This is a genomic window from Natrinema versiforme, from assembly GCF_005576615.1.
Taxonomy (GTDB): domain Archaea; phylum Halobacteriota; class Halobacteria; order Halobacteriales; family Natrialbaceae; genus Natrinema; species Natrinema versiforme_A.
The window spans coordinates 2,984,745-3,010,075 of sequence record NZ_CP040330.1 but is presented as its reverse complement, the minus strand read 5'-3'; the positions used below and the strand labels follow the sequence as shown (position 1 = coordinate 3,010,075).

Here is a 25,331-nt window from a genome sequence, read left to right as displayed (position 1 = left end):
GCGCTAGGTTTACACTGCTTGCCGGCCTTCGACTGGATAATATGGCTGCCGCTGATTCGTCAGCAGATGCTCTTCGCTCGCGGCTCCGTCACCGGGATGCCGTCGCGGACCTCGGCCAGCGAGCCCTCGAGTCGTCCGATCTCGACGGGACGCTTGCCGACGCGGCCGCGGTCGTCACGGAGACGCTCGAGATCGACGCCTGTTCGGTCCTCGAACTGTATCCGGACGGCGATGCGGCGGTGTTGCGAGCGGGCGTCGGCTGGGAGCGGGGGGCCGTCGGCTCGACGACGGTCGCGACCGATCCCGAGTCGTGGGCCGGCGCGCCCCTCGAGTCGCCGGAGCCGATCGTCATGGCCGGCGGAGGCCGTGATGGGGGCGCCGAAATCGCCCCGCTCGCGGACGCCGAATGCCCCCGGCGACTCGGTGTCGCGATCGGCGACCCGGCGGAGCCGTGGGGCGTCTTGGTCGGCCACGCGACGGCGGCCCGCGAGTTCGGCGACCACGAGATCGACTTCCTCGCGGATACCGCGGCCCTCCTCGAGTCGGCGGTCGAGAACGAACGGGAACTGGCGGAGTCGAACCGCACCCTGCAACGCCTCTACGCGATCACCGCCGACGACGAGCGGACGTTCGACGAGACGGTCGACGACCTGCTCGCGCTCGGCCGCGAGCGGCTCGGGCTCGAGGGCGGCTTTCTGGCGCGGATCGACGAGGCCGCCGACCGCTTCGAGGTGACCCACGCCAGCGGCGGGACCGACGGGCTCCGGCCGGGGACGGTCTCGTCGCTGTCGAACGCTTACTGCGAGCGGACCATCGAATCGGAGGATCTGCTCGCGTTCACCGACTCGCCGCTCGAGCACGGAATCGGCGAGGACGCCTACGAGGAGTGGGAGCTCGAGTCGTATCTCGGTGGCCGGGTGATCGTCGACGGCGACACCTACGGCACGCTCTGCTTCGAAGACGAGTCGGCTCGCTCGAGGCCGTTCACCCCGGCGGAGCGCTCGTTCGTCGAACTCGCGACCCAGTGGGTCAGCGACGAACTCGAGCGCCGGGCCTATCGGCGCGACTTGGCGGAGAGCGAACACCGGTACCGGACCCTCGTCGAGCACTTCCCGAACGGGATGGTCGCGCTGTTCGACGGGGAGCTGGAATACACGCTCGCCGGGGGCGAGATTCTCGAGGAGATCGATCTCTCGGTCTCGGAGTTCGTCGGCCAGACGGTTCGTGAACGGTACGAAGGCGAAACGCGCGAGACGTTCGAAACGAACTTTCAGGCCGCGCTCGAGGGCGACCACCGGTCGTTCGAGTTCAGCCTCCACGGCCGCGAGTGGACGGCCCACGCGGTGCCGATCGAGGACGAGGGAGGCGAGGTGTTCGCCGGGATGGTCATGGTCCAAGACGTCACCGAGGCCAAGGCGAAACAACGCCAACTCCGCGAGCGCGAGTCCCGCCTCGAGCGCTTCAAGGAGTACACCGACGACGTGATCGACGCGATCGACGACGTGTTCTACGTCCTCGACGAGACGGGGGACCTCACGCGGTGGAACGAGACGCTCACCGAGGTGACGGGCTATACGGACGCGGAGGTCGCGTCGATGCACTCCCTCGAGTTCTTCGGGGACGAGGACGCGACCGACATCGCGGCCGCGATCGAGGAGGCCTTCGAAACGGGCCGCACGCGCGCCGAAGCGACGGTGCGGACGAAAGACGGCACGGAAATCCCCTACGAGTTCGTCGCCTCGGCGCTCGAGAACCCGGACGGCGAGCCGGTCGTCACCGGGATCGGGCGGGACGTGACCGACCAGCGGGAGTACCAGCGCACGCTCGAGGGGCTGGTCGACGACCTCGAGGAGTCGAACCGGCGGCTCGAGCAGTTCGCCTACGCGGCCTCTCACGACCTCCAAGAGCCCCTGCGGATGGTCTCGAGCTACCTCACGCTGGTCGAGCGACGGTACGGCGACGAACTTGACGCGGACGGCGAGGAGTTCATCGAGTTCGCGGTCGACGGGGCCATACGGATGCAGGAGATGATCGACGGGCTCCTCCGGTACTCCCGGGTCGACACGCAGGGCGATCCGTTCCGCACCGTCGATGTCGACGCCGTCGTCGCGGACGTGCTGGCCGACCTCGAGGTACGGATCGACGAGACCGACGCCGAGATCGCCGTCGAGTCGCTGCCTCGGGTCGACGGCGATCCCGGCCAACTCCGTCAGTTGTTCCAGAACCTGCTCGACAACGCGATTACCTATTCCGGCGATGGAACCCCACGTATATCCGTATTCGCGGAGAAAGATGAGACAAGATGGATGGTTTCAGTTCGCGATCGGGGGATCGGGATCGAACCGGGCGACACGGACCGTATCTTTCAGGTGTTCGATCGCCTCCACAGCCACGAGGAGTACGACGGCACCGGAATCGGACTCGCGCTCTGCCAGCGGATCGTCGAGCGCCACGACGGCGAGATCACCGTCGAGTCGGAGCCCGGCGAGGGGACGACGTTCTCGGTCGCGCTCCCGACCGCACCCGAGACGGACGCGGAATCGGCGACGGAACCGGAGACCGATGCGGACGCGAACGGGCCAACCGATGAGTGAGACCGACGGCTTTCAGGCCGAGCCGGCACAGATCCTGCTGGTCGAGGACAACCCCGGCGACGTGCGTCTGACCAAGGAGGCGTTCAAACAGGGTCGGATCGAGAACGACCTGCACGTCGTCTCCGACGGCACCGAGGCGCTCGATTTCCTCTCCCAGCGCAGCGGGTACGCCGACGCACCGCGGCCGGACCTCATCCTTCTGGATCTCAATCTGCCCGGCAAGGACGGCGAGGAAGTACTCGAGGAACTCAAGGACGATTCGGCGCTGCGATCGATTCCGGTGATCGTGCTGACGAGTTCGCGAGCGGAGGAAGACGTCGTCAAGTCCTACGAACTACACGCTAACGCCTACCTCACGAAACCGGTCGACCCCGACGAGTTCATCGAGACCGTCCGCGCCTTCGAGAAGTTCTGGTTCTCGGTCGTGCGGCTTCCCCCCGAGGTCGATGGCCAATGAGCGAGACGGACACCCAAGCCGAGAGCGAGCAGGACGCGGAGGCGGCCGATACGCTCCGCATCCTCCTCATCGAGGACAATCCCGGCGACGCCCGGCTCATCCAGGAGATGCTCCGGGACACCGAGGAACTCGCCCAGCGAGTAAGCCCCGGCGAGGCGACCGGGAAGACGCCCGATATCTCCCGCGAGAACCGCCTCGAGGACGGGCTCGAGACGGCCCACTCCGAGCCCACAGACATCGTCTTGCTCGATCTGAACCTCCCCGACAGCGAGGGGCTCTCGACCCTCGAGACGGTCCACGAGGAGACCGGCGAGACGCCGATCGTCGTCCTGACCGGCGTCCGCGACCAGCAGGTCGGCGTCGAGGCGATCCAGCGCGGCGCACAGGACTTCCTCGTCAAAGACGAGGTGACCAGCGAACTGCTGGTGCGGACGATCCACCACGCGATCGAGCGCGCCAGACAGGAGCGCGAACGCCGCCAGCAACGTGAACAACTCGAGGCGCTCAACCGGCTCAACCGGATCGGCCACGACATCACCCACGCGGTGATCACGACCGAGACGCGGGCGGAACTCGAACAGCAGGTCTGCGATCGGCTCGCCGACTCCGACGCCTACCGGTTCGCGTGGATCGGCGGAGTCAATCCGGGCAGCGACCGCGTCGTCCCGAAGGCGGCGGCCGGCGTCGAGGACGGCTATCTCGACGAGATCGACATCACCGCCAACGAAAACGAGGAGAGCGGACAAGGTCCCGCGGGAACGGCGATCCGGACCGGACAGGTACAGGTCATGAACGATGTCCAGACCGCCTCCGAGTTCGAGCCGTGGCGAGAGCAGGCACGCGCCCGCGACTACCGGTCCTCCGCGGCGATCCCGATCGTCCACGAGGACCTCGTTTACGGCGTGTTGAACGTCTATTCGTCGTCGCCGCGGGCGTTCGAGGGACCGGAGACCGCCGTCCTCGCCCGGATCGGCGACGTCATCGCCCACGCGATCACGGCGATCGAACGCAAAGACGCATTGGTCAGCGACGCCGTCGTCGAACTCGAGTTCCGCGTCGAGGAGATGGCGGAGGAACTGGTCGCCCTCTCGGCGACCGAGTCGTGTACGATCGAGTTCGAACAGTTGGTCAGCGGCGACGAGGCGCTGCTCGCCTACGGCTCGGCACGCGGTATCTCACAGGAGGCGTTCACCGACACCATCGACGAAACCGAGGGGATCGGCGACGTTCGGTTCTTCTCGGTCAGGCGCGACGAACTCGAGTTCGAACTCGTCGCGCCCGCGGCCGTCTCGCTGTTCGAGACGATCGCGACCCACGGCGGCCGCGTCGCGTCGGCGACGATCGCCGACGGGGAGTTCCGGTTCGTCGTCGAACTCCCGCGCGGCCGGGACACCCGCCAGATGATCGAACTCATCAGGACCCAGCGCGACGACGTGACCTACCTCGCCCAGCGCACCACCGAACGCAGCAAGCGCAGCGATTCCGGCTCGTCCTCGGTCCTCGAGGAGGAACTGACCGACAAACAGCGGGCCGCCCTCGAGACGGCCTTCTTCGCGGGCTACTTCGACTGGCCCCGCGGGAGCACGGGCGAGGAGATCGCCGACCGCCTCGGAATCGCGCCGGCGACGTTCAACCAGCATCTGCGGACGGCAGAACGGAAGTTCTTCACCTCCATCTTCGGCGAGTAACGACTCGAATTCGTCAGAGTCCGACGGCGTCGGCGAGGAGTTCGTGAGAGCGCACCACGTCGTCGTGGTCGGCGATCAGATTCTGCACGATGACGTCCTCGACGCCGACCCGATCGGTCAGTTGTCCGAGCAGGTCGGCCACCGTTTCCGGACCCCCGGAAATCGCACGCGGCCGGTCGCCGTCCGGCAGGGGGGTCGGCGTCGGCTCCGGGACGCCACCGAGTTCGTCGATGGCTTCCTCGACCGGCGGCAGCGACCCGACGACGCCGCGTTGCATTCGCTGATAGGACGCCTCGGCGGTCGACCGGAGTCTGGCCGCTTCCTCGTCCGTTTCGGCACAGGCCACGTTCAGCGCGAGCATTCCCGTCGGGTCGTCCGGCCCCGCCTCGAGCGGCGAGGGTTCGAAGGTGGCTCGATAGGTCTCGAACGCTTGTTCGGCGAGGTTCGGTCGGATGAACCCGGCGAAGCAGTATCGGAGGCCGAGTTCGCCGGCGATTTCGGCGCTCGAGGGACTCGAACCGAGGACCCACGTTTCCGGGGTGTCGTCGGCCGATCGCGGGAGCGTTAATTCGGCGTAGGGATGGTCGTCGCCAAAGCCGTCGTAGAGGTGGTTGACCGTCGCTTCGATCTTCTCGGCGTGGTCTTTGTCGGGGTTGCGTTTCTGCCGTTCGGTCCCCAGCGCGCGGTCAGCGGCCGGAATCCCGGTCGCTCGGCCGAGACCGAGGTCGACGCGGCCCGGTGCCAGCGCGTCGAGAGAGCCGAACGTCTCTGCCACCTTGAACGGCTGGTAGTGGTTGAGCAGGACCGTTCCGGAGCCGACCCGGATCTCGTCGGTTTCGGCCGCGAGGTACGCGATGAGCGTCTCCGGGGTCGTGCTCGCGATCGAGTCGGCCATCCCGTGGTGCTCGGCCACCCAGAACCGCGAGTACCCGAGTTCCTCGGCCGTCTGGGCGAGGTCGACCGTGTTGGCGTACGCATCGGTCGCACTGTCTCCGTCCCGAGCCGGCGCGAGATCGACGATCGAGAGGTTCACATCCGCGTTCGGGGGTCCGCGCCCAATAACCGTTCGTTCCGTTCGTTGCGCTCGTTCTACTCGCCTCGTTCGGTTTTCCCGCTTGAGGACGGGACGACAGTGAAACGGAAATACCTAGTCGGATACGATAACTGGGGTGTCGAGCGACAGTTCAAAAAACGATCACGCGCCGCGAGGTTCGGTCGCGGGCGGAGTCACGTCCTCGAGCGGGCGGGCGGCCATCGCGACGGCCACCATCGAGAGCCCGGTCACGAGGAGGTTGATGCCGACGAGCAGGCCGATCGCCCACGCCGCGGTGGCCGGGAACCCGACCCAGAGGAGCGCGGCGAGGACGACCGAGGCCACGCCGCTGACGGCGATCGAGGTCCGGCCGGGAGCGCCGGTCATTCGCGTCGCCGCCGCGAGTTCCGCGACGCCGTCGACGACTAAGTACGCCACGAGCGCCAGCGTCAGCGTGACGAGCGCGACCGCGGGTGCCGCGAGTACGGCGATCCCGGCGATCACCGAGACGACGGCGAGCGCGGTCTGCCAGATCGCGCCGTGCCAGCCCCGGGCGGCGAACGCGTGAACGCCGTGGACGATCCCGCCCGCAACGAGGAGCACGCCGAGCGCTATCGTCATCGACAGGCCGGTGACCATCGGGACGGCCATCGCGAGGAGTCCGAGCAGCCCGATTGCCACACCCGCGATCGCGAGCGTTCGCCATTCGTTCTCGAGGGAGTAGCCCCCGTCGTGTCCGGTGGATGCTGTGATACTGTTCATCGGAGTCACCGATACTATCTATGTCTTCTCAGTATATAATACAAATACACGGTTTGACAGTTTGTCGCGGGAGCGGACCAGTCCGAAACCGGGACGGATGGGGCGTCTCGAGCGCGCTCGAGGGAGAGATGGGAAACGAGAGATGGCAGTTCGACGCCGAAGCGCGACTGTTATTTCGATGGCCGTGTCAGGTCGAGCCGTGACGGACGATCGAAGCAGTGAGTACCGCGAATGCGATCTCTGTGGCGACACGGTTCCCGCGGCGGTCTATCGCGAGCACCTGCTCAAGGAGTGTTCGGGCGACTGAGACGCGTGCTGTCGTGCTCGCGTCTCGTGATCGGTGTCGTGCCACGAGCGGAGTCGTTCGACTTGCCGTTCTCTCTGGTACTGAAATACGGAGAAAGCCCTATGCGAGTGGGCGAAATCACAGCGAAACAGTGACGGGAGCTTCGACCTCGAGACTCTGGGAGTGTCCGCTGTGCGGGCGGGCGGTCAACGGCTTCGTGAACGGCTGCCGGTGTCCGTCCTGTCGGGAAACCGTCTCCGATCGCTGCGAGTGCGACGGCTGGTCCGCTGCGGACCCGGATCCGTAGTCACGCGCTCGCCCCGGTGCGGGCTACTTCTCTTCGACGTGGCGGATCTCGCAGGCGACGCCGCGCGTACTTTCGGCCATCTCGCGGCCGAACATCTCGGCGCGGCCGACGGCGAACGCCTGCGGCCCCTCGACGACCACCTCGTCGCCGACGCGGATGTCCTCGTCGGCGTCGACGACCCCCGGCGCGAGTACGCTGCCGTGGGGGACGAAGCCGTCGATCTCGACGCGCTTCGTCGGCGCGTCGCTCTCGAGCCACTGCCGCGCGCCGGCGAGCGTAAAGGAGAGGGTGCCGTACTGGGGAACCATCGTCGCGAGCTGGGTATCCTCGGGGTCGCGGACCTGAATCTTCGGGTAGCGGCTGGTCGTCTGGATGTCCGCGAAGAGGTCGTCGCCGGCCCCGTCGCCGAGCAGGTAGTCCGCGATGGCGCGGACGGTGTTGTGCTCGCGCTCGCGCTTCGAGTATTTCAGTTCGCCCGACAGGGCACTCGAGAGGTTCGCGATCGACTCGTCGTCGGTCGGATGCTCGGCGACGGTGTAGGTGATATCGAGGTCAAGTCGCTTCTCGACGCGCTCGACGATGTCGTGGTAGCCCTCGTCGGGGACGTGGGCGATAATCTCGGGATACTCGTTGCGCTCGAGGTACCGCTGCAGGACCTCGCTGACGAACTGCTTCTCGTCTTCGGACCAGCGGCCCGTGACGACGGTGTCGTAGTGCTGGGCCGGATAGGTCGTCTCGAGTTCCTGTGGGACGACGCCGATGGGACTGGTCATCGACACGAGGTGAGCGCGCCACTGAATGGCGTCGTGGAACTGGCGGTGGCTCTGGGACTCGCTGTAGGGCTTGGCGGCCGAACAGGGAACGAGCACGAGCGGGTTGCTGAAGCGGTTCCGGTAGCGCGTCGTCACCCGGTCGGCGAAGCGCTGGATCTCCACCCGACGGAGAGTGTCGCTGGTCGCGGCGCTGATCTGGGCGTCCCGCAGAATCGGCGTCCGCTCCTCGAGGTAGCCCCACTGGGAGTCGAGTTCGCGCACGGCGGCGGTGAGCCACTGATCGTGGCGGGCCTGTCCTTCGACGTAGTCCCGGAGCCGACCGTCTCGGATCCGGCGGCGGACGATCGCCAGCTCGGACTCGAGGGCGTTGACGTTGTGCTCGGCACAGTCCTCACGGGTGAACTCCTCGCGCGGTTTCTGACAGGCCGGACACGAACAGGGGAGTTCCTCGAGGTCCTCGAGGAAGTAGGCCTCGTCGGTCGTCAGGTACCGGCCTTCGGTTCCCTTCACGACGGCCGCGGTCTCGTCGAACAGATCGACGCCGGCGTAGGCCAACACGGCGACGTTCCGGGGCGTGGCGACGCCGGAGAACAACAGAGCGGTGTCCGCCGGAATCGCCTCGCGGGCGTCGACGACGGCTTCGACGAGCGCCGCGCCGTGGCCCGTCACCGATTGAACGTTCGAGACCGCGTACGCGTCGGTGCCGTGGTCCGCGGGGCTCTCGCTCGAGACGACCGCGACGCTGGGATAGTCGACGTCGGGGTAGTCGACGCCGAACGACTCCTGCACTTCGTCGGCGGTGCCGCCGGGGAACGCCCGGTGAGGGAGCATGGTGAGCTGCGAGTCGTCGCCCTCGGGGAGGTCGCGGTCGGCGCTCCAGAGCGAGCCCGCGTCCTCGAGGATGTCGTCGACGAGTGCGGGTGTCGAAATCGGCGAGGAGAGGCGAAGTTCGCCCACGCGCGCGGCCCCGTCGCGCTCGTGTACTTCGAAGTAGTCGGTCATACCCGATATGGCCGGGGCGGGCGAAAGAGGTTGTCGATAGCGAGCGACCCGCTGAGCGGTCCCACTCCCTTTGCCCCTCTTTATCGTATTCACTCACCCATGTATTTCTCGAGACGGTGACTGAACCCATCTCATGAAATAATGGAAAATTAACCTTTATGCGTTAGTAGTCGAAGTTACAACTATGCCATCGGATTCAACAGACTCGAGACGACAATCGACCGACGCCAGCAGAGCCTTCCTCGCCCTCCTGCTGGTCGCAGCCGTCGGCATCGCGTCGATGGGGCTGCCGGTCGTCTACGGCGGCATGACGACGACCGCCGAAGCGACGGACACTGCCGATGTCGAATCGTACGAGACGATCTCGCAGGCGGAATCGGAACTCGACCCGGCCGACGAAGTGTACCTCCGTGACGACGGGAGCGCCGTCCTCCGATACGACGACGAGGACTCGGATATCAACCAGTTCAAGCTGGGTATGAACGCCAGCGAAGGGCTGGTCCACATGTTGGTCGTCGACGACATCGAGGATGACGACAGCGTCGAGGATATCGAGGAGGCGAACTTCTCGGCGATCCTCGATCAGCAAGGGTTCTCCGGTGACGGGTCCCTCGTCATGCAGCAACCGGAGGACATCAAAGATCTCTCCGTCGATGTCTCCGGTGAGGTCTCCGACGAGACGAACGAGTTCGATGCGACCGCCACTGGCACGTTCGAGAGCGACGCCACGTCCACCGGCGCAGTCAGCACGAGCGGCTACGTGACCGCTACGACGGACCGCCTCGAGACGGCGGGCAGCGTTTCCGTCGACGACCCAATGGCGTCCAGCGATACTGGAACGTACATGGACGTCTCCCTGCAGGACACGAGCGACGGCTACACCGTGGACGTCTCCCGGGAGCGCAATCTCGCCGACTTCCAATCCGGTGACTGGGAGACTCGAGAGCAGGCCAAACAGACCCTCCAGCGCCAGTACGGCGACCTCGCAACTCGCCTGGGCGGAACGAGCACTATCGAGATCACGAACTACAACTACGAGGAGCGATCGACCGGAGAGGATCGCCTCGAGATCGACTTCACGGTCGAGTACACCGGAATCGATGACGGAATCGAAGAGCAACTCACGGACACGCTGGCAAACGACCAGTCGATGGACCTGAGTCGGTCGGAAGCCGAAGAGATCGCGACCAGCGTCACCGACCTCGAGATCGAGACCGCCGAGTTCACGATGAGCGAGAGCGACGGCTCGATCGACATCGAGTGGGAGTTCGCGCTCGCGAACTACGACGAACTCTCCCTCGCCATGCTCGATCTGGCCGAATCGGCCGAGATGAACGACGCGCTGAACCAGTCCGACATCGAGGACGCCCGAACCTCCCTCGAGGCACAGCAGGCGGCGGACCTCACGTGGGAACTCGAGTGGGACGCCACAGTCGAGCAGACATCGAACGACGAACTCCAGCTCGATGCCGAACTCACGAGCGACACCGAAAACTGGGTCGCCTACATCGACGAACTCGAGTCCAGAGGCGTCGAGACCCCGAACGACGTCACGTTCAGTCTGACGGCTGAAACCGACGGCGACGAGCTCGCGGTCGACGGACAGTTTGACGTCGAGGCACAGGATCTGGCCAGTCAGGCGCTCGAATCGATGGCCCAGTCCGCTCAGTCCGGGCCGACGACATCGTCGTCCTCCGAGGCGGACCAGTTCGTCTCGACGCTCGCCGACTCCGAACTCGAGGTCGCCCGCGTCGATGCCAGCCTCACCGACGACACGGTTCGCGTCGAAGGTGGCGCGAAGTTCGATAACATGAGCAAGGTCGCGGACAGCCTCAGTAGTACCGTCGGCATCGGCGGAATCGCAACCGAAACGACCGATGGGAACACGTCCATGTACGTCCACGTCGACGATATGGGCGATGTCGACACCGAGTCGGCGACCAAATCGGACATCGAGCACCTCGGCGTGGTCGATTCCGAGACGACCGTCCGGCAGGCCGGCGACTGGGACGAGGAGTTCCCCGAACCTGACACCACCGAAATGCGCAACTACCTCGGGCTCTCTGCCGAGAGCGGCGAAACGACTGAAGAGGAAGAGTCCGAAAGCATTCCCGGCTTCGGTGCCGGCGTCGGACTCGCCGCGATCGCCGGACTGCTGACGGCGCTCGTCCTCCGACAGCGAACGTAGTCCCGATCCGACCATCCGCAGCGTAACCGGATTTCATCCTTTTTGCCAGCGATTGAACGACAACGGTAGCGTCCGCTCTCGGCATCGAAACACCGCTGAGAAACCGCGGTCGCAGCCGATTATACGGTCTCGAGGTGTGTCGCCGTCGCCGACGTGTGGCCGCGGTTGAACGAGAGGATCTTGATCCGGATCACGTCCGTCGGGTCGCAGTCGTCGGGCACGTCCTCGACGAAGACGACGAACCCTTCGATCTTACAGACCGCTCGCCGCTCGCCGGAGTGGTGGTCGCTGAACTCGCGGATCGCCGTTTCCTCGACATCTCCGATATCGACCGGGGGGTCGCGCTCCTGTGCATCCGTGTGTCGTTCCCACGATCGGCGTTCGTCCGCGGACCGACCGCGGAACCGTTTGAACAGCCACGATCCGATCACGAGGGCGACGATGGCGCTCCCGCCGAGTACTGCCGGGCCGAGCATACCGGAACCGGATGTCGCCTCGGTCTTCGATGTTCCGGTCTCGCCGGCAGCCTTTTGTCTCCCGGTCGGTTGGAGGACATCGTGAGTACTTCATTCAACGGGTCGTCCGGCGACGGCGTCTACGAGTCCGTCAGCATTGCCGTCGTTAGCGCAGTTGCGACCCACCGGGGGACGGATCCGACCGACCTCCCGCCGCTGTACGAGTGGATCGACCCGGACGCGCTCGATTCCCTCTTCGCGCCCACTCGACGCGGTGGGTCCCGCGGCGGCCGGCTCGAGTTCACCTACGACGGCCACGCGATCACCGTCGACTGCACCGACGGCGTGGCGATCGAGATCGACGATTCGCCGGTCGCCCGACCGGTCGTCGTCGATTCCGAACCCGGTTCGCTGACGAACGCGTAATTCCGCCCCACCGCGACCCCGCCGTATCGAAGCAGGCGTTTTCGAAATCACGCAGACGGAGAGTGACAGGTCTGCTCAGTCCGACGCGAGGTCGACGAGCGCGACGCCCTCGGGGACGCGCTCGAGGACGCCCGCAGGCCAGCCCCGATGGGCGAGGGTGACCGCGGTCTCCGGGTTCGTCTCGACGAGGCGGGCCACGCCGTCGGCCGCGGCCTCGAGGGCGGCCCGGTCGGTCCGGTCCGGGACTTCGGCGGTGAGCGGGTAGCTCCGCGAGAGCGCCCGCGGGAAGGGGCCGAAGGGCGGTTCGACTCGCCACGAGTCGTCGAACTCGTCGCCCCGCGGCGCGTCGCCTTCGGTGAGCAGCAGGGAATCGGGGACGGACAGCCGCTCGAGGCGCTGGTGATGGCGGACGACCTCGGGTCGGCGGGCGCTCTCGTGGGAGGTGTAGAAGAACGCGCCCTTCGAGACGGGGTCCGAGCGCTCGAGCTGTTCGGCGTGATCGAGCAGCGTGCGATAGCCGTCGAGCATCGTCGGGTGGGCACGGGCGCGCTGTTCGACGAGTTCCATGAGGGTGCCGGCGCGGATCGCCTGCTTGATCCGGCGGATCTCGGCGAAGGTGACGTGGAGGTTGTGGGCGGCGAGTTCGGTCTCGCGATCGGCGTCTGGCAGGGCGCGCAACTCGTCGGGCGAGTGCTCGGTACAGACGGCACACGAACAGGGGAGGTAGTCGAGGTCGTCGAGGGCGCGGGTGCCCCGCACCGTGAGATAGCGGTCGTCGCGGGCGTACAGCGCGTAGGCCGCGGAATCGAACAGGTCACAGCCCATCGCGACGGCGAGCGCGAACATCATGGGGTGGCCGGCACCGAAGAGGTGGACGGGCGCGTCGGCACCCAGCCCGCGTTTTGCGGCGGCGACGATGTCGATCATGTCGTCGTACCGGTAGTCGTTCATCAGCGGCACGACCGCGCCGACTGGGAAGACGTCGAGAGCGGTCCCCTCGGCGTGGCTACCGGCCCGCTCGCGGAGAGCTGGGTAGGTCGATCCCTGGACAGGTGCGCTGACGAGCATCTCGCCCGTATCGGCGGTCTCGGCGATCTCGAGTCGCTCTTGTGTGGTCTCGAGGTCGGCTTCGGCGCGATCGCGGGAAACGTCCGGCGGCGTCGGAATGTCGACGGGCGTGGCGATGTCGGAGCCGATCTCGCGCTGGAATTCGAGGATTTCCTCGGTCGTGACATCGATCTCGCCGTACTCCGAGAGCTGGAACGAACCCGAGTCGGTCATGATCGCGCCCGGGAAATCGAGCAGATCGTGCAGGCCCTCCTCGAGCGCGCGTTCGCGGAGGGTATCGTCCCCGTGGATAATATAGGAGTTCGTGATGAGAATCTCCGCGCCGAACTCGTCGGCGAGCCGGCGAGGGCTGATCGTGTCCAAATTCGGATTAATCACCGGCAGCAGGGCCGGGGTTTCGACGGTGGCGTCGGCTCGGGGAACGGTGAGTTCGCCGATGCGGCCGCCGGCGTCGATATCCCGGACTTCGAAGCACTCGCGCATTGACCGCGTGTTGGATTGTCCGACGTAAGTCATGACGGATTTCGACCGACCGTCCGGCTGAGACGCGGCGATCGGACGGGCGTCAGTGGCTGATAGAACCGATAAACGCCCCGTTCTGTCCCGTTCGCCGATGCGATCCCGGCAGCCACAAGCACGGCATTCGTCCGTCGTGATGAGCGCCATATCGCGGCACGGAAATGCGTTCTTCCTGACGGCTGTGATCGTCATCGATCGCGACAGATGAACCGGAGATTAGAGACCGTTGCACGGTTCCAACACTGGTTTTCTCCGAGATAATCCTGTAACAGTCGCCTCGTTTTAGCCCGGATCCGGGGGTAGGGGAGAGCGCATGGTTTCACGACCGCAGAAAGTTGGCGTTGTGTTCGTCGCGCTGCTGGTCGCACTTTCGGGGGGTCCTGCCCTCGCCGGTGCGACAGCGGGCGCTGGCGACGACGCCGGAGACATGGGCGAATCGGAATCGAGCGCGACGCTCGAGAACGTACAGGTCGAGACACTCGAACTCGAGAACGTCACGGTCGAGAACGCGACGATCGAGGAGTTGAACGTCGAGGAGTTCGACGCTGATGTCGCGGAACTCCAGGACGAACTCGAGAGCAACAACACCGAATCGAACGACACCGAGACCGCTGACGACAACGAGTCCAACGCGAGCAGCGAGGAAGTGACCCTCTCCGACATCCAGTTCGAGCAACTCGAGCTCGAGGGCGTCTCGCTCGAGGAGTTCGAAGAGGGCGGTGAGGCCAACGCGTCGACGGACGAGGAGATGAACGCGTCCGACGACGATGAAATGAACGCGTCCGACGACGAGGACGGCCTCGAGACCGAGGATACCGACACGGATGCCGACGCTGAAGCCGACGATACGGTCGAGAACGACACCGAGTCCGAGACCGAAAGCTCCAGCAACGAGTCCGTGATCGACGAGAACGCGAGCGAGGTCACGGTTCAGAACCTGACCATCGAGACGATGGACGTCGAGACGCTGACCGTCGAGGAGCTGACCGCCGGTGAGGACGCCGACAACGAGTCCGCGATGGCAGACAACGAGTCCGCGGACAACGAGAGCGACGACCTCGAGATCTCCGAGGACGACAACGAGTCGAACGACTCCGCGATGGCCGACAACGAGACGGAGAGCGAGAGCGACGACCTCGAAATCTCCGAGGACGACAACGCGACCGACACCGAGTCGACCGAAAGCGAGAACGAGTCCCAGGAGATCGAGGAACTTACGATCGAGCAGTTCGACGCCGAGGAGATCACGATCGAATCGATGACCGTCGATTCGGTCGAGGAAGCGGACGACAGCGCTAGTACGGACGATAACGAGACGGAGAACGAGAGCGACGACCTCGAGATCTCCGAAGACGAGGACAACGAGTCCGCGGACAACGAAAGCGACGATCTCGAGATCTCCGAGGACGACAACGAGACCGACGAGATGGACACCGAGAGTAACGAGAGCTCCGGCGAGACCATCTCGAACCTCTCCGCGTCCTCGATCACGATCGAGAACGCGACCAGTGACACCCTCACGCTCGGCGACGCGAGCGAACTCGAGGACATCGAGAGCGACGATTCGATGGCGTCTGACGACGAGATGAACGAGACGGACACTGACGATAACGAAACCGACGACAACGACACGGACATCGAAATCACCGAGGACGACTCCGCGAACGAGAGCGAAGCCTAACCTGCGTTCGGCGGTACCGCATACTCCGTTTTTCTGCGAGCCTCGTTGCGAACCCCGGCTGCGCCTGCTGTGTGCTGCCCTGCGATGATACCGCGCTGTACGGCGGCCGCGACCGGTCACAGACGAAGGCGCTTTAGGCGCTGGACCGCTTGCGTTTCCTAATGAGTAAACCCACGCCCGAGGTATACGAGCAGGGCAAGGGCATGGACGCCCACAATCAGGCGATGCGGGAGATCCGCTCCCGAAAGGAGGCCAGTTACGACCCCCACGAGCCCACCCGCGTCTGGCTCGACGAGGACAACACGCCCGACGGCGTCAAGTCGAGTCTGACGATCATCCTGAACACCGGCGGCTGCCGGTGGGCCCGCGCCGGCGGCTGTACGATGTGTGGCTACGTCGCCGAGAGCGTCGACGGCGGCTCGGTCTCCCACGAGGCCCTGATGGACCAGATCGACATCTGTCTGGCCCACGAGTCCGAAAACGCGGACGAACCGGCCGACCTCATCAAGATCTACACCTCCGGTTCGTTCCTCGACGAGCGCGAGGTCGGCGCGGAGAGTCGCCGGGCGATCGCCGACACCTTCGCCGACCGCGAACGGATCGTCGTCGAATCGCTGCCGGACTTCGTCAATCGCGAGAAGATCGGCGATTTCACTCAGCACGGGCTCGACACCGACATCGCGATCGGCCTCGAGACGGCGACGGACCGCGTGCGCCACGACTGCGTGAACAAGTACTTCGACTTCGCCGACTTCGAGGACGCCTGCGCGGAAGCCGCCGCCGGGGACGAGGCCGCGGGCGACGATGTCGCGGCCGGCATCAAGGCCTACCTCCTGATGAAGCCGCCCTTCCTCACCGAGTCCGAGGCCGTCGAAGACATGATCTCCTCGATCGAGCGCTGTGCCGATGTCGCTGGCTGTCACACCGTCTCGATGAACCCCTGTAACGTCCAGCGCTACACCATGGTCGACGACCTCTACTTCGAGGACGGCTACCGCCCGCCGTGGCTCTGGTCGGTCGCTCACGTGCTCGAGGAGACGGCGGACGTCGACGCCATCGTCGTCTCGGACCCGGTCGGACACGGTTCCGATCGCGGCCCGCACAACTGTCAGGAGTGCGACGACAACGTCCAGAAGGCGATCAAGGATTTCGACCTCCGGCAGGACCCCTCGGTCTTCGAGCAGGTCTCCTGTGAGTGTGAACTAACCTGGGAGACCGTCATGGAGCGCGAACGGAGCTTCAACCAGCCGCTGATGCGGTAACGCCGCGCGGCGGGAGTCGGGCTACTTACTTTACCGTCGGCCGACAACTCCTCGTATGGCACTCCCATCGTTTTCGGACTACTGGAACGAACTCGAGCCCGCAGTGTTGATCGTCGTCGGCTTTTTGCTGTTCGTCTTTCCCGAGCCCGCGACCTCCGCGCTGGGCGCGGGACTCATGTTACTCGGCGGGAGCTGGTGGTTCTACGAGTGGGGCCGTTAGGGGGACACGGGCCTAGTCGCCGGTCGCCGTGCCGTCCGACGCGGACTGGATGGACTCCGCGTCGGCGCGGGGAACCTCGAGTGTGACGACGGTCCCGCGGGGCTCGTTGTCCGTAAACGAGAGTTCGCCGCCGGCCTGCGCGACGACCCAGTTGACCAGCCAGAGCCCGATCCCGCTGGCGTGGCGAAGTTGCGTGATCTCCCGGTCGCCCTCGAGCAGTTCCCGCTCTTCCTCGGGCATCCCGGGGCCGTCATCGGCGATCGACAGCGTCAGTAACTCGCTATCTGGCGGGTCACGCAGCGTCACATCGATGGTCGGTCGCGACCGGTCGGTGTGTTCGACGGCGTTCTCGAGCACCTGAAAGACGGCCGTCCGGAGGTACTCGTCGGCCCGGGCGAAGGCTCGATCCGGTAGCGAACAGGAGATATCGACGTCGTAGGCGCTCTCGAGGCGGCTCACTGCCTGTTCGACGGCTTCGGAGAAATCGACGGGCCCGGCCGCGACTTCGTCGCGGTCGAGGACTCGTTCGACGGTTCGGGTCTTCTCCGCGAGGCCGATGAGTTCGTTCGTCCGGCACTGGATGGTCTCGACGTACTCCCGATCCGCGTCGTCGACGGCGTCCGCGAGCATTTCCGCACAGCCGTTGATGATGTTCATGCCGTTGCGCAGATCGTGGCGCAAGACGCGATTGAGGATCTCGAGTCGCTTCTGTCGCTGTTTCTGGGCGGTGATGTCGGTGTAGAGGGCGAACGCACGATCCGACGACCGGTCCATCTCCATCGGGACGACTCGAAGCCTGAAATCGCGCAGTCCGTCCACGGTCCGGCGCTTGACCGCTGTCTCGCTCACCTCGCCGCGGCTGCCCAGTTGGTTGAGCCTCTCGGCGTCGGTCTTTCTGTCGGGCGGAACGATGACCTGATCGATCGGCGTTCCGACGAGTTCCGACTCGTCGTAGCCGAAGCACCGTTCGAACGCTGGATTGACGTCCTCGACGATCGGCCCGTCCGCGAGCCGGCTGACGCTGACGACGGCGTCGGGGACGTGCTCGAACAGCGCCGCGAACCGGTCGCGTTCGGCTCGCAGCCGCTTCTCGTAGGCGATTCGATCGAGGGCGTCGGTAACGTGGGACAGCAACAGCTCCGCTAACTCCTCGTCGGACGCGGTAAACGAGTTCGGCTCCGCCGAGATCGCCTGAAACACGCCGCGATCCCCGATCGGGACGCTCAAGACCGACCGGCAGTCGTCGATCTCCGGGACCGCGTCGCTCGCCGCGCTCCCGTCGACGCGGATCGATCGTTGCGTGCGGTAGGCCTGCCCGGCGACGCCCTCGCCGATCGGCCGCCGTCCCTCGAGGTCGGTCTCGAGGCCGGCGGACGCGGCTTCCGTGACGAAGGAGTCGTCGCGGATGCTGTTGACGAGACAGACGTCGAAGTCGAGGACGTCTTCGGCGGCTTCGACGGCCACGTCGTAGATCGCCGCGCGGCTCTCGCAGTCGTCGAGCCGGGAGGCGACGCTGTGGAGCCCCTCGATCTTCGACTTCCGATCGACCAGTTTCCGTTCCATGCGCTTGCGGTCGCTGATGTCGCGAGCGATGCCGACCGTGCCGTCGATCTCGCCGTCGGAGTACAACAGAGACATGTTGACCTCGGCCGGCGTCCGCTCCCCGTCGGGACCCGTGAGCGTGATTTCGTAGGTCGTGACGCGCCGATCGTCGTCGGCCACGAGGTCCCGAACCTGTCGGCGTCCCCGTTCGACGCTCTCGTCGGTGAGGACCGTCGAGACGTGTTCGCCGAGGAGATCGTCGCGGTCGTAGCCGGTCGTTCCCATCATCGTCTCGTTGACCGTGACGAACCGACCGTCGGGGTCGAGCTGGTAGACGCAGTCGCCGACCGTCTCGACGACGGTCTCCGTCCGCTCGAGTTCGCGTTCGCGCGCTGCCCGATCGAGCGCCGCTTCGGCAGTCGCGGCGAGGGCGTTGAGTAAGTGGATCTCGGCGTCGTCGAGTTCGTCGGCTCCCGCCGCGCCGACCGACAGCAAGCCGTGGTCGCCGAGCGGATGGAGGAGTGCGTTCTCGACGTCGAGATCGATGTCGTACGAGATTCGCGAGACGTCCTCGAGGAGAGTCGGCTCGTCGTCGGTGTAGACGTCCCAGAGGACGCCGTCCGCCGAACTAATCGACGAGATGTCGTCGGTGTGTTCGTCGAGCGCCGACGTGACGCCGGCCAACTCGAGCGTCTCGCTGTCCTCGTCGTAGATCCTGATCGCGCCGAGCGCCCGATCGATCACGTCCTCGGTCGCCGCCATCACGATGTCGGCGATCTCGTCGGCCGATCCGGCTCGCAGTAGCTCTTGGGTCGTCGCTTGGAGCGCCTCGAGGGCGTTCGCTCGCTTGCGGTCGGCCGTGATGTCCTGTCCGAACGAGAGGACGCTGACGACCTCGCCGTCTTCGACGAGCGGCGTGTTGAACCACTCGCAGGTCATCGGCGTGCCGTCCGCGCGGACGTTGCGGTTTACCTGCCGGGACGGCTGCCCGTCGGTCGACCCGCTGACGAGGTCGTTCCAGTACTCGTGGACGGCCGCTCGCTCCGACTCCGGAACGATCAGGTCGACCGCGGATTCGCCCGCGGCCTCCTCGGCGGTGTAGCCGAACAGTTCGGTCGCCGCCGGGTTCCAGTTTCGTACCTCGAACGCGAGGTTCCACTCGATGATCGCGAGCGGCGACTGCTCGACCAGCAACTCGAGGCGGTCCGAGGGGTCGTCGGCCGGCTCCGGCGACCCGGACTCGGCCGCGTCGGCGGCCGTTCCCGTGTCGGTGGTCGTCTCCGCGTCGGCCCGTCGCTCCTCGAGTAGCGCGTTGAGCCGCGTCGCGAGCGTTTCGTGTCCCTGCGAGCGAGGGACGTAACCGTCTGCTCCCGCGGCGACGACTGCGCCCGCGAGGGCTTCGCTGCCGTCGTCTGGAAAAGCGATGATCGGAATATCGGACCGGCGGTCTCGAACCGCCCGGCAGCAGTCGACGGGGTCGGCGTCGGGGAGCGTGTCCCCGATCACGACGCAGTCGACAGCCGAGAGGGACTCGAGACACGCATCGGTCGTCCGAACGGTCTCGGTCGTCACGCCGCGCTCCGCGAGGGGGCGTTCGAGGACGGTTCCGGTGTCGGAACCGACGACGACGGCTCGGGTGTCCGGTCCGCTATTCGTGCCCATCCCCTGTATTCAGTTCGACTCCAACGAACGCCGGCACTATTACTCTTTGACTCGACTCACGAATTGAGTTGTCGTCGTCGACCGCTCGCGTATTCCGCGGAAAACAGCCGGTTACGGTCCTATACGCCGCTTGCTTCCGATTCGAATCCGCGGAGGACCCCCTGTCCGTCGGTGGGTCCGACATCGGGCAGCGTCGCGCGCTCCGGGTGTGGCATCAACACCGCGACGGACTCGCGGTCGCCGAGGACGCCGGCGACGTTGTGCTTGGACCCGTTCGGATTCACGTCCGGTCCCGTCTCGCCGTTCTCGTCGCAGTAGCGAAAGAGGACTCGACCCTCGTCCTCGAGGTCGGCCAATCGGTCGTCGTCGATCTCGTAGCGGCCCTCGCCGTGGGCGATGGGGATCTCGATGACCTCACCCTCGTCGTAGGCGGCGGTCCACGGCGTGTCCGCGCGCTCGACGCGCAAGTAGACGTGTTCACACTGGAAGCGGGCGCTCTCGTTCGTCGTGAACGCGCCCTCGGTCAGGCCGGACTCGCAGCCGATCTGTGCGCCGTTACAGACGCCCAGCACCGGCACGCCGTCGGCCGCGGCCTCTCGAACTTCGGCCATGATCGGCGAACGAGCCGCCATCGCCCCCGCGCGGAGATAGTCGCCGTAGGAGAACCCGCCAGGGAGGACGACGCCCGTCGTGTCCTCGGGGAGTCCGTCCTCGTGCCAGACGATCTCGGCGTCGATGTCGAGGTGTGCCAGCGCGCGCTCGGCGTCGCGGTCACAGTTCGAGCCGCCGAATCGGATGATCGAAACCGTCATCTACCGTTCGGCGACCTCCACGTCGTAGTCGTGGATGGTCGGGTTCGCCAGCAGCCGTTCGGCCATCTCGTCTGCGCGCTCGCGCGCACCGTCCGCGGAGTCGGCCTCGAGGTCGATCTCGAAGCGGTCAGCCGATCGCAGCTCTTCGAGTTCGAAGCCCAGCCGCTCGAGGGCCTGCGTCGTCGTCTCGGCCTCGGGGTCCAAGACGCCCCGTTTGAGTCGAACCGTCACCGTCGCGGTGTAGGCGGTCATTACCTGATACCCCGTAACCGTGCTCAAAAACGCTTTCGCCTTGGCTTCGTAATACACGTTCGTGGACACCGACGTGTGACTCGGCGGCGGACCCCCGTTCCCGTCTCGAGGCGCAGTCGCCCGACGGCCGATTACGCCGCTCGCGCGACGACGATGTCGCCCGTCGCGTGAACGGTGACCGTGTACGCGTCCAACTGGAATGATACCTGCCCGGTGCTTCGGCTCGCGGCGCTGTTCGCCGGCGCGAAGAGCGCCTCGAGGCTCTCGGGATCGATCCGGTCGTAGAGTCGTTCGACATCAGTCGGGTCGTTCCCGGAGAGTTCCGCAACCGTCGAGACGATCGTGGTCGTCAACGACTCCGTCCCCGCCCAGTCGTGCGAGACGAACGCCGTCTTCCGTTCGCGATCGATTCGTGATCGGCCGTGGTCGTCCGGTGTTACTGTCATTGTATTCACCTACCTATTGGCGACTGTCACGCCGCGTGACTAAACAGTCGTACCACAGACCACCGTATAAATCCCTGTCAGACATGTTTCATCCGCTTGTACGACAAAATAAACGCGTTCACGTGACGGGGACGGGGTCGATTCGGGGCGTCTGTCATACGTCTTCCAACAAGTATCTCGTACTCACGTCGTCGCTCAGTGTGATCTCCCGGTGTGCTCCGTCTCTCGAACGGAATGCGTGCGGTTCGCACGGCCCTCTACGGAAAGCAGGACTTTTAGCCGCCCGCGGACTGCACTCCGTCGTGATGAATCGCGATTCGCTCGAGCGGAGGTGGCAGCGTTGACGACCGACGTAACCGAAATCACGGTGATCGGAGACGACGACACCGGGCTGGTCGCCAACGTGACCAGCCTCCTGTTCGAGCGCGGGATCAATATCGAGGACCTCGATCAGGCGGTCCGCGACGGCGTCTTCCGGATGTATCTCGCCGTCGATACCTCCGAGATGGTCTGTACGGAAGCGACGCTCCGGGAGGACCTCCGCGACCTCGGCGACGACCTCGACCTCGACGTCCAGGTCCGGTTCCCCGCCGACCGGGAGACCCAACAGATCGCCGTCCTCGTGACGAAGGAGAGTCACTGCCTCGAGGCGCTGTTCGAGGCGTGGGCCAACGACGACCTCGGCGCGGATATCGGCGTCGTGATCGGCAACCACGACGACCTCCAGCCGCTGGCCGAGCACTACGACGTGCCGTTTCACGACATCGGCGACGAGGGCGGCCAGCAAAACGAGGATCGACTGCTCGAACTCCTCGCGGAGTACGACGTCGACCTGATCGTCCTCGCGCGGTACATGCGCATTCTGAGCCCGAACGTCGTCTTCCGCTACGAGGACCGGATCATCAACGTCCATCCCTCCCTGCTGCCGGCGTTCCCCGGCGCGGAGGCCTACCGACAGGCCGTCGAAGAGGGCGTTCGCGTGGCCGGGGTCACTGCCCACTACGTCACGACCGACCTCGATCAGGGACCGATCATCACCCAGCGCGCGTTCGATGTCCCCGACGACGCCGACTTGGACGTGATGAAACGCCGCGGCCAGCCCCTCGAGGCCGACGCCCTGCTCGAGGCCGTCCAACTGCACTTAAACGGCGACGTGTCGGTCCACCGCGGCCGAACGTCGGTCCGGGAGAACGGCACCCAGTACCAGCTCGGCCTGCCCGAGGAACTCGACGAGTTCACACCGGACCGGCCGGTCGACGGCATCGGCAGTGCGGTCGCCGAAGACAACTGAACGCGCGGCTTTTGCGGTCCGTTTCGGTGACTGCCGCGAGAACTGGGCCGGCGCTCAGGCGGACGTCGACGACTCCCACTGCTCGAGACAGTCGTCGGTACAGAAGTGCCGGTAGACGGTCGTTCCGTCCTCGACGGTCGTCACGACGCGCTGTTCGGAGGACGGTCCTATGGGATTGCCACACTGTCGACAGTCGGGTGAGTCGTCGTCCGTCGAATCGGTCATCGGTTGACAGGTGGACCGAGGCCCACTTGAACGAATCCATTGCGGCGTATTCGGCCACGGTCGGCGAATCCGTTCGCCCAGCCGGCGACCCCGAAACGGCACCGGTTGGCGGCTCGATGACGACGACTCGGTATTGACCGTCGCTTTCGGCCCGCTCGAGCCGTTCAGACCATTCAGACGTTCTCGCGGTCGACTGTCACGCCCTCGAACAGCGGACCGAGGTCGTCGTCGAGTTGGGCCTTCAGATCCTGCAGTTCGCCGTCGGTCAGCGCGACCGCGAGGGCGTCGGTCACCGCGTCGGCGTACTGTTCCGCGTCGTCGGGCTCGACGTCCGTCCCGCGGAGTTGCTCGCTCACCCGTTCGACGAAGTCCTCGCGGTCGTAGCCGGCGGCGTCGTGGTCGGCGTCTTCGACGATCCCGGCCAGTTCGTCGGGGAGCTGTGCGGCGACGTTCTCGGCCTCGCCGCCGGTCAGCGTCTCGGCGAGTGTCGCCATGACGGCCTCGGTCGCGGCCTGCGCGCGATCCGTCGTGTCGAGGTGGCCCGCTTCCTGTACCAGTCCGTAGAACTCGCTTTCTTGCATGGACGGCACTTCGCCGGTCAACGCCATCGGGATTGGGCACTCAGTTGCAAGCCGTCATCGCATCTCCATCGTCGGCGAACAGCGACTCGAGAAGACGATCTCGCGGGCAACGGCTATACGTAAATCAAAAAACATATCGTGTGCTACGTGAGAGATATCGTAATGGACGAGTCGGGGATCAAACTCCGCCTGAATCTCATTATCGCCCTTCTGAGTGCCGTCCTTCTCGTACTGCTTCTCCCGATTCTTTCCCCCCAGATCGTCTTTATCGGGATCCTATTGGTCGGCATCGGGTTTCCCGTCCTCTTTCTACTCGTGATGCTCCTGCGGTAGGATCGGACAAGCGCCTAGCCACTCGCGTTGCGGAGACGAACGACGAGCAAAGAAAACGGGGGACTCAGTCGTCGTTCGGCTCGGCGTTGGCCGCGGCCGACGACACGTCCTGCTGGCCGATCCACGACGAGGAGAACAGCGGTGCGACGGCGAAACCGACCATCACGAGCATGAACAGGGCGAGCATGGCGCTCGCGACGGCTGCGATCCCGCTGGTGAGACTGAACAGGACGATACTCGTTGCGGCGCCACTGGCGATAGCAGGGGTCATTTGCGTTCGTTCGACCGTGGTTCGGCCCTCAATATGAGGGTTACTTTCTTCGCTACGGATTGTGGAACGATAGCACAGTTCACGGTGTGCGATCCCGTCGAGTTCGGGACTGCGGTCGGCAAGCGGCGGTCGAGCCGTCTCAGAGCCGCCGAACCGCACCGATCGCGCTCGAGAGCGGCGGTGCGTCGAAGAACTCCTGGCCGGTGTAGGCGTTGGCACCCGCACAGTACAGGTCGCGAGCGGTCTCGAGGACACCGTCCTCGAGGGATTCCGGTTCTTCGTCGCAGAGCGACTTCCAGTCGGCGACGTTCTCTCGTTTGGCCTCGGCCTTGGCGGCGTCGACGGCTTGGACCCACTCTGGTTGGGTGCGCTTGTGGTACTGGCGGAGCACTTCCTTGGAGAGTTGGGTGCCCTCGTAGCTGAAGCGGTTCTCGTCGAACGTGCCGACGACATCGCCGACGCGAATTTCGCCGCCGTAGTAGAGACACTCGATCTTGCCGTCCTCGTGGACCAGCCCGGCCGAGTCGGCCTGTTCGGTGACGATCCGGTTGACTTCGCGGGCGAGGGACTCGAGGTCCTCGATGGCTGCCTTGCCGGCGATCGAATCGGCCTCGTCGCGGTCGAGGTGGCGGTCGCTCTCCTCGTACTTCGTGGTGAACTCGACGATCGGGTCCTCGAGGTCGACGGCCTCGTCGGGCCAACTCTCGAACGCGAGGCCGTGGTCGGCGGGGTCGGTCCGATCCCGCAGGCTCGAGCCGACGGGGACCCGATTGCGGAAGACGATCTCGAGGGGGATCAGGTAGTTCTCGCCGGCCGCGTCATGGTAGCTGTCGTAGTCGTACTCGCGGCCCTCGTGGGGAAGCTCGGGCACCTGCGTGAGATCGATGGCCATCTCCCACGGCGGGTGGGACGCGTCCTCGAGCGGGATGATGTCGCCGTTCTCGACGACCCCGCGGTAGTGGGTGGGGACGCCTTCGGCCTCGAGCAGTTCGAAGTTGAACGCACCCATCGTACAGAGGCTCGCGCCCTTCTGTGGGATCTGGTCGGGCATCTTCCCCCAGTCGAACACCGAGTAGTCGTCGGTGAAGACGAACGAGCCGCGACCGAGGTCGTCGGCGGTCGCCGCCTCCTCGATGCGGAACTCTTTGACGCTCGTCATTCGAGACACCCCAGACCGTGTCCGCTCCCGCAGTTC

General features: G+C 65.6%; 23 protein-coding genes. 10 read left to right on the top strand and 13 right to left on the bottom strand.

Annotated elements, in window-relative coordinates; translation table 11 throughout:
* The first annotated feature begins 41 nt into the window (after positions 1-41).
* The 3 genes from FEJ81_RS14860 to FEJ81_RS14850 are packed head-to-tail and all read left to right on the top strand — an operon-like array spanning position 42 to position 4,739.
* Positions 42-2,594, top strand: coding sequence for an ATP-binding protein (locus tag FEJ81_RS14860; RefSeq protein WP_138246021.1), 2,553 nt, complete (start codon positions 42-44; stop codon positions 2,592-2,594).
* The gene (locus FEJ81_RS14855; protein ID WP_138246020.1) at positions 2,587-3,051 is read left to right on the top strand and encodes a response regulator; all 465 of its coding nucleotides are present in this window, start codon (positions 2,587-2,589) and stop codon (positions 3,049-3,051) included. The genes FEJ81_RS14860 and FEJ81_RS14855 overlap by 8 nt, the downstream gene beginning before the upstream one ends.
* Complete coding sequence (locus FEJ81_RS14850; RefSeq protein WP_138246019.1) at positions 3,048-4,739, top strand: bacterio-opsin activator domain-containing protein; 1,692 nt, start codon at positions 3,048-3,050, stop codon at positions 4,737-4,739. The genes FEJ81_RS14855 and FEJ81_RS14850 overlap by 4 nt, the downstream gene beginning before the upstream one ends.
* Positions 4,740-4,752: 13 nt before the next feature.
* On the opposite strand, the gene FEJ81_RS14845 is transcribed toward FEJ81_RS14850, so the two are convergent.
* The 3 genes from FEJ81_RS14845 to arcS form a co-directional block, all read right to left on the bottom strand.
* Positions 4,753-5,772, bottom strand: a complete 1,020-nt coding sequence (locus FEJ81_RS14845) for an LLM class flavin-dependent oxidoreductase (protein WP_138246018.1) — start codon at positions 5,770-5,772, stop codon at positions 4,753-4,755.
* Positions 5,773-5,934: 162 nt separating this feature from the next.
* Entirely contained in the window at positions 5,935-6,534 is a 600-nt protein-coding gene (locus FEJ81_RS14840; RefSeq protein ID WP_138246017.1) for an HdeD family acid-resistance protein, read from the bottom strand.
* Between the two features lie 616 nt (positions 6,535-7,150).
* Complete coding sequence (gene arcS / locus FEJ81_RS14835) at positions 7,151-8,902, bottom strand: archaeosine synthase subunit alpha (RefSeq protein WP_138246016.1); 1,752 nt, start codon at positions 8,900-8,902, stop codon at positions 7,151-7,153.
* A 184-nt stretch (positions 8,903-9,086) separates the two neighbouring features.
* On the opposite strand from arcS, the gene FEJ81_RS14830 reads away from it, so the two are divergent.
* Positions 9,087-11,090 (top strand): hypothetical protein, encoded by a 2,004-nt coding sequence (locus FEJ81_RS14830; protein ID WP_138246015.1) that lies wholly within the window; start codon positions 9,087-9,089, stop codon positions 11,088-11,090.
* Positions 11,091-11,209: 119 nt separating this feature from the next.
* On the opposite strand, the gene FEJ81_RS14825 is transcribed toward FEJ81_RS14830, so the two are convergent.
* Positions 11,210-11,566, bottom strand: a complete 357-nt coding sequence (locus FEJ81_RS14825; protein WP_138246014.1) for a TRAM domain-containing protein — start codon at positions 11,564-11,566, stop codon at positions 11,210-11,212.
* Between the two features lie 81 nt (positions 11,567-11,647).
* Here FEJ81_RS14825 and FEJ81_RS14820 point away from each other — a divergent pair, with 81 nt between their 5' ends.
* Positions 11,648-11,971, top strand: a complete 324-nt coding sequence (locus FEJ81_RS14820) for a HalOD1 output domain-containing protein (RefSeq protein WP_138246013.1) — start codon at positions 11,648-11,650, stop codon at positions 11,969-11,971.
* A gap of 75 nt (positions 11,972-12,046) precedes the next feature.
* Here the strand turns inward: FEJ81_RS14820 and tgtA are convergent, their stop codons facing one another.
* Entirely contained in the window at positions 12,047-13,522 is a 1,476-nt protein-coding gene (gene tgtA / locus FEJ81_RS14815) for a tRNA guanosine(15) transglycosylase TgtA (RefSeq protein ID WP_138246012.1), read from the bottom strand.
* Positions 13,523-13,871: 349 nt separating this feature from the next.
* Between tgtA and FEJ81_RS14810 the strand changes: the two genes are divergently transcribed.
* The 3 genes from FEJ81_RS14810 (at position 13,872) to FEJ81_RS23295 (ending at position 16,721) form a co-directional block, all read left to right on the top strand.
* Positions 13,872-15,239 carry a midas domain-containing protein gene (locus tag FEJ81_RS14810; protein ID WP_138246011.1) on the top strand — a complete coding sequence of 456 codons (1,368 nt, stop codon included), beginning with the start codon at positions 13,872-13,874 and terminating at the stop codon, positions 15,237-15,239.
* A gap of 161 nt (positions 15,240-15,400) precedes the next feature.
* Entirely contained in the window at positions 15,401-16,501 is a 1,101-nt protein-coding gene (locus FEJ81_RS14805; protein WP_138246010.1) for an archaeosine biosynthesis radical SAM protein RaSEA, read from the top strand.
* 55 nt (positions 16,502-16,556) lie between these two features.
* Positions 16,557-16,721: a hypothetical protein gene (locus tag FEJ81_RS23295; RefSeq protein ID WP_006429288.1), complete on the top strand. Its 165-nt coding sequence runs from the start codon at positions 16,557-16,559 to the stop codon at positions 16,719-16,721.
* Positions 16,722-16,733: 12 nt separating this feature from the next.
* Here FEJ81_RS23295 and FEJ81_RS14800 read toward each other — a convergent pair whose 3' ends face one another.
* The 4 genes from FEJ81_RS14800 to FEJ81_RS14785 form a co-directional block, all read right to left on the bottom strand.
* Positions 16,734-19,925: a PAS domain S-box protein gene (locus tag FEJ81_RS14800; RefSeq protein WP_138246009.1), complete on the bottom strand. Its 3,192-nt coding sequence runs from the start codon at positions 19,923-19,925 to the stop codon at positions 16,734-16,736.
* Between the two features lie 119 nt (positions 19,926-20,044).
* Entirely contained in the window at positions 20,045-20,737 is a 693-nt protein-coding gene (gene purQ, locus FEJ81_RS14795) for a phosphoribosylformylglycinamidine synthase I (RefSeq protein ID WP_138246008.1), read from the bottom strand.
* A complete protein-coding gene (gene purS / locus FEJ81_RS14790; protein ID WP_138246007.1) occupies positions 20,738-20,989 on the bottom strand; it encodes a phosphoribosylformylglycinamidine synthase subunit PurS in 252 nt (83 codons plus the stop codon).
* Between the two features lie 131 nt (positions 20,990-21,120).
* On the bottom strand, positions 21,121-21,435 hold the full coding sequence (locus FEJ81_RS14785) for a HalOD1 output domain-containing protein (RefSeq protein ID WP_138246006.1): 315 nt from the start codon (positions 21,433-21,435) through the stop codon (positions 21,121-21,123).
* A gap of 340 nt (positions 21,436-21,775) precedes the next feature.
* Here FEJ81_RS14785 and FEJ81_RS14780 point away from each other — a divergent pair, with 340 nt between their 5' ends.
* Positions 21,776-22,726, top strand: coding sequence for a formyltetrahydrofolate deformylase (locus FEJ81_RS14780; protein WP_138246005.1), 951 nt, complete (start codon positions 21,776-21,778; stop codon positions 22,724-22,726).
* Between the two features lie 54 nt (positions 22,727-22,780).
* On the opposite strand, the gene FEJ81_RS23290 is transcribed toward FEJ81_RS14780, so the two are convergent.
* Positions 22,781-22,951, bottom strand: a complete 171-nt coding sequence (locus FEJ81_RS23290) for a DUF7576 family protein (protein WP_175416438.1) — start codon at positions 22,949-22,951, stop codon at positions 22,781-22,783.
* A gap of 173 nt (positions 22,952-23,124) precedes the next feature.
* On the bottom strand, positions 23,125-23,532 hold the full coding sequence (locus FEJ81_RS14775; RefSeq protein WP_138246004.1) for a DUF2267 domain-containing protein: 408 nt from the start codon (positions 23,530-23,532) through the stop codon (positions 23,125-23,127).
* 162 nt (positions 23,533-23,694) lie between these two features.
* Here FEJ81_RS14775 and FEJ81_RS23285 point away from each other — a divergent pair, with 162 nt between their 5' ends.
* Positions 23,695-23,865 (top strand): hypothetical protein, encoded by a 171-nt coding sequence (locus FEJ81_RS23285; RefSeq protein WP_175416437.1) that lies wholly within the window; start codon positions 23,695-23,697, stop codon positions 23,863-23,865.
* Positions 23,866-23,929: 64 nt separating this feature from the next.
* Here the strand turns inward: FEJ81_RS23285 and FEJ81_RS14770 are convergent, their stop codons facing one another.
* Positions 23,930-24,136, bottom strand: a complete 207-nt coding sequence (locus FEJ81_RS14770) for a hypothetical protein (RefSeq protein WP_138246003.1) — start codon at positions 24,134-24,136, stop codon at positions 23,930-23,932.
* 139 nt (positions 24,137-24,275) lie between these two features.
* On the bottom strand, positions 24,276-25,295 hold the full coding sequence (locus tag FEJ81_RS14765) for a phosphoribosylaminoimidazolesuccinocarboxamide synthase (protein ID WP_138246002.1): 1,020 nt from the start codon (positions 25,293-25,295) through the stop codon (positions 24,276-24,278).
* Positions 25,296-25,331: the final 36 nt, after the last annotated feature.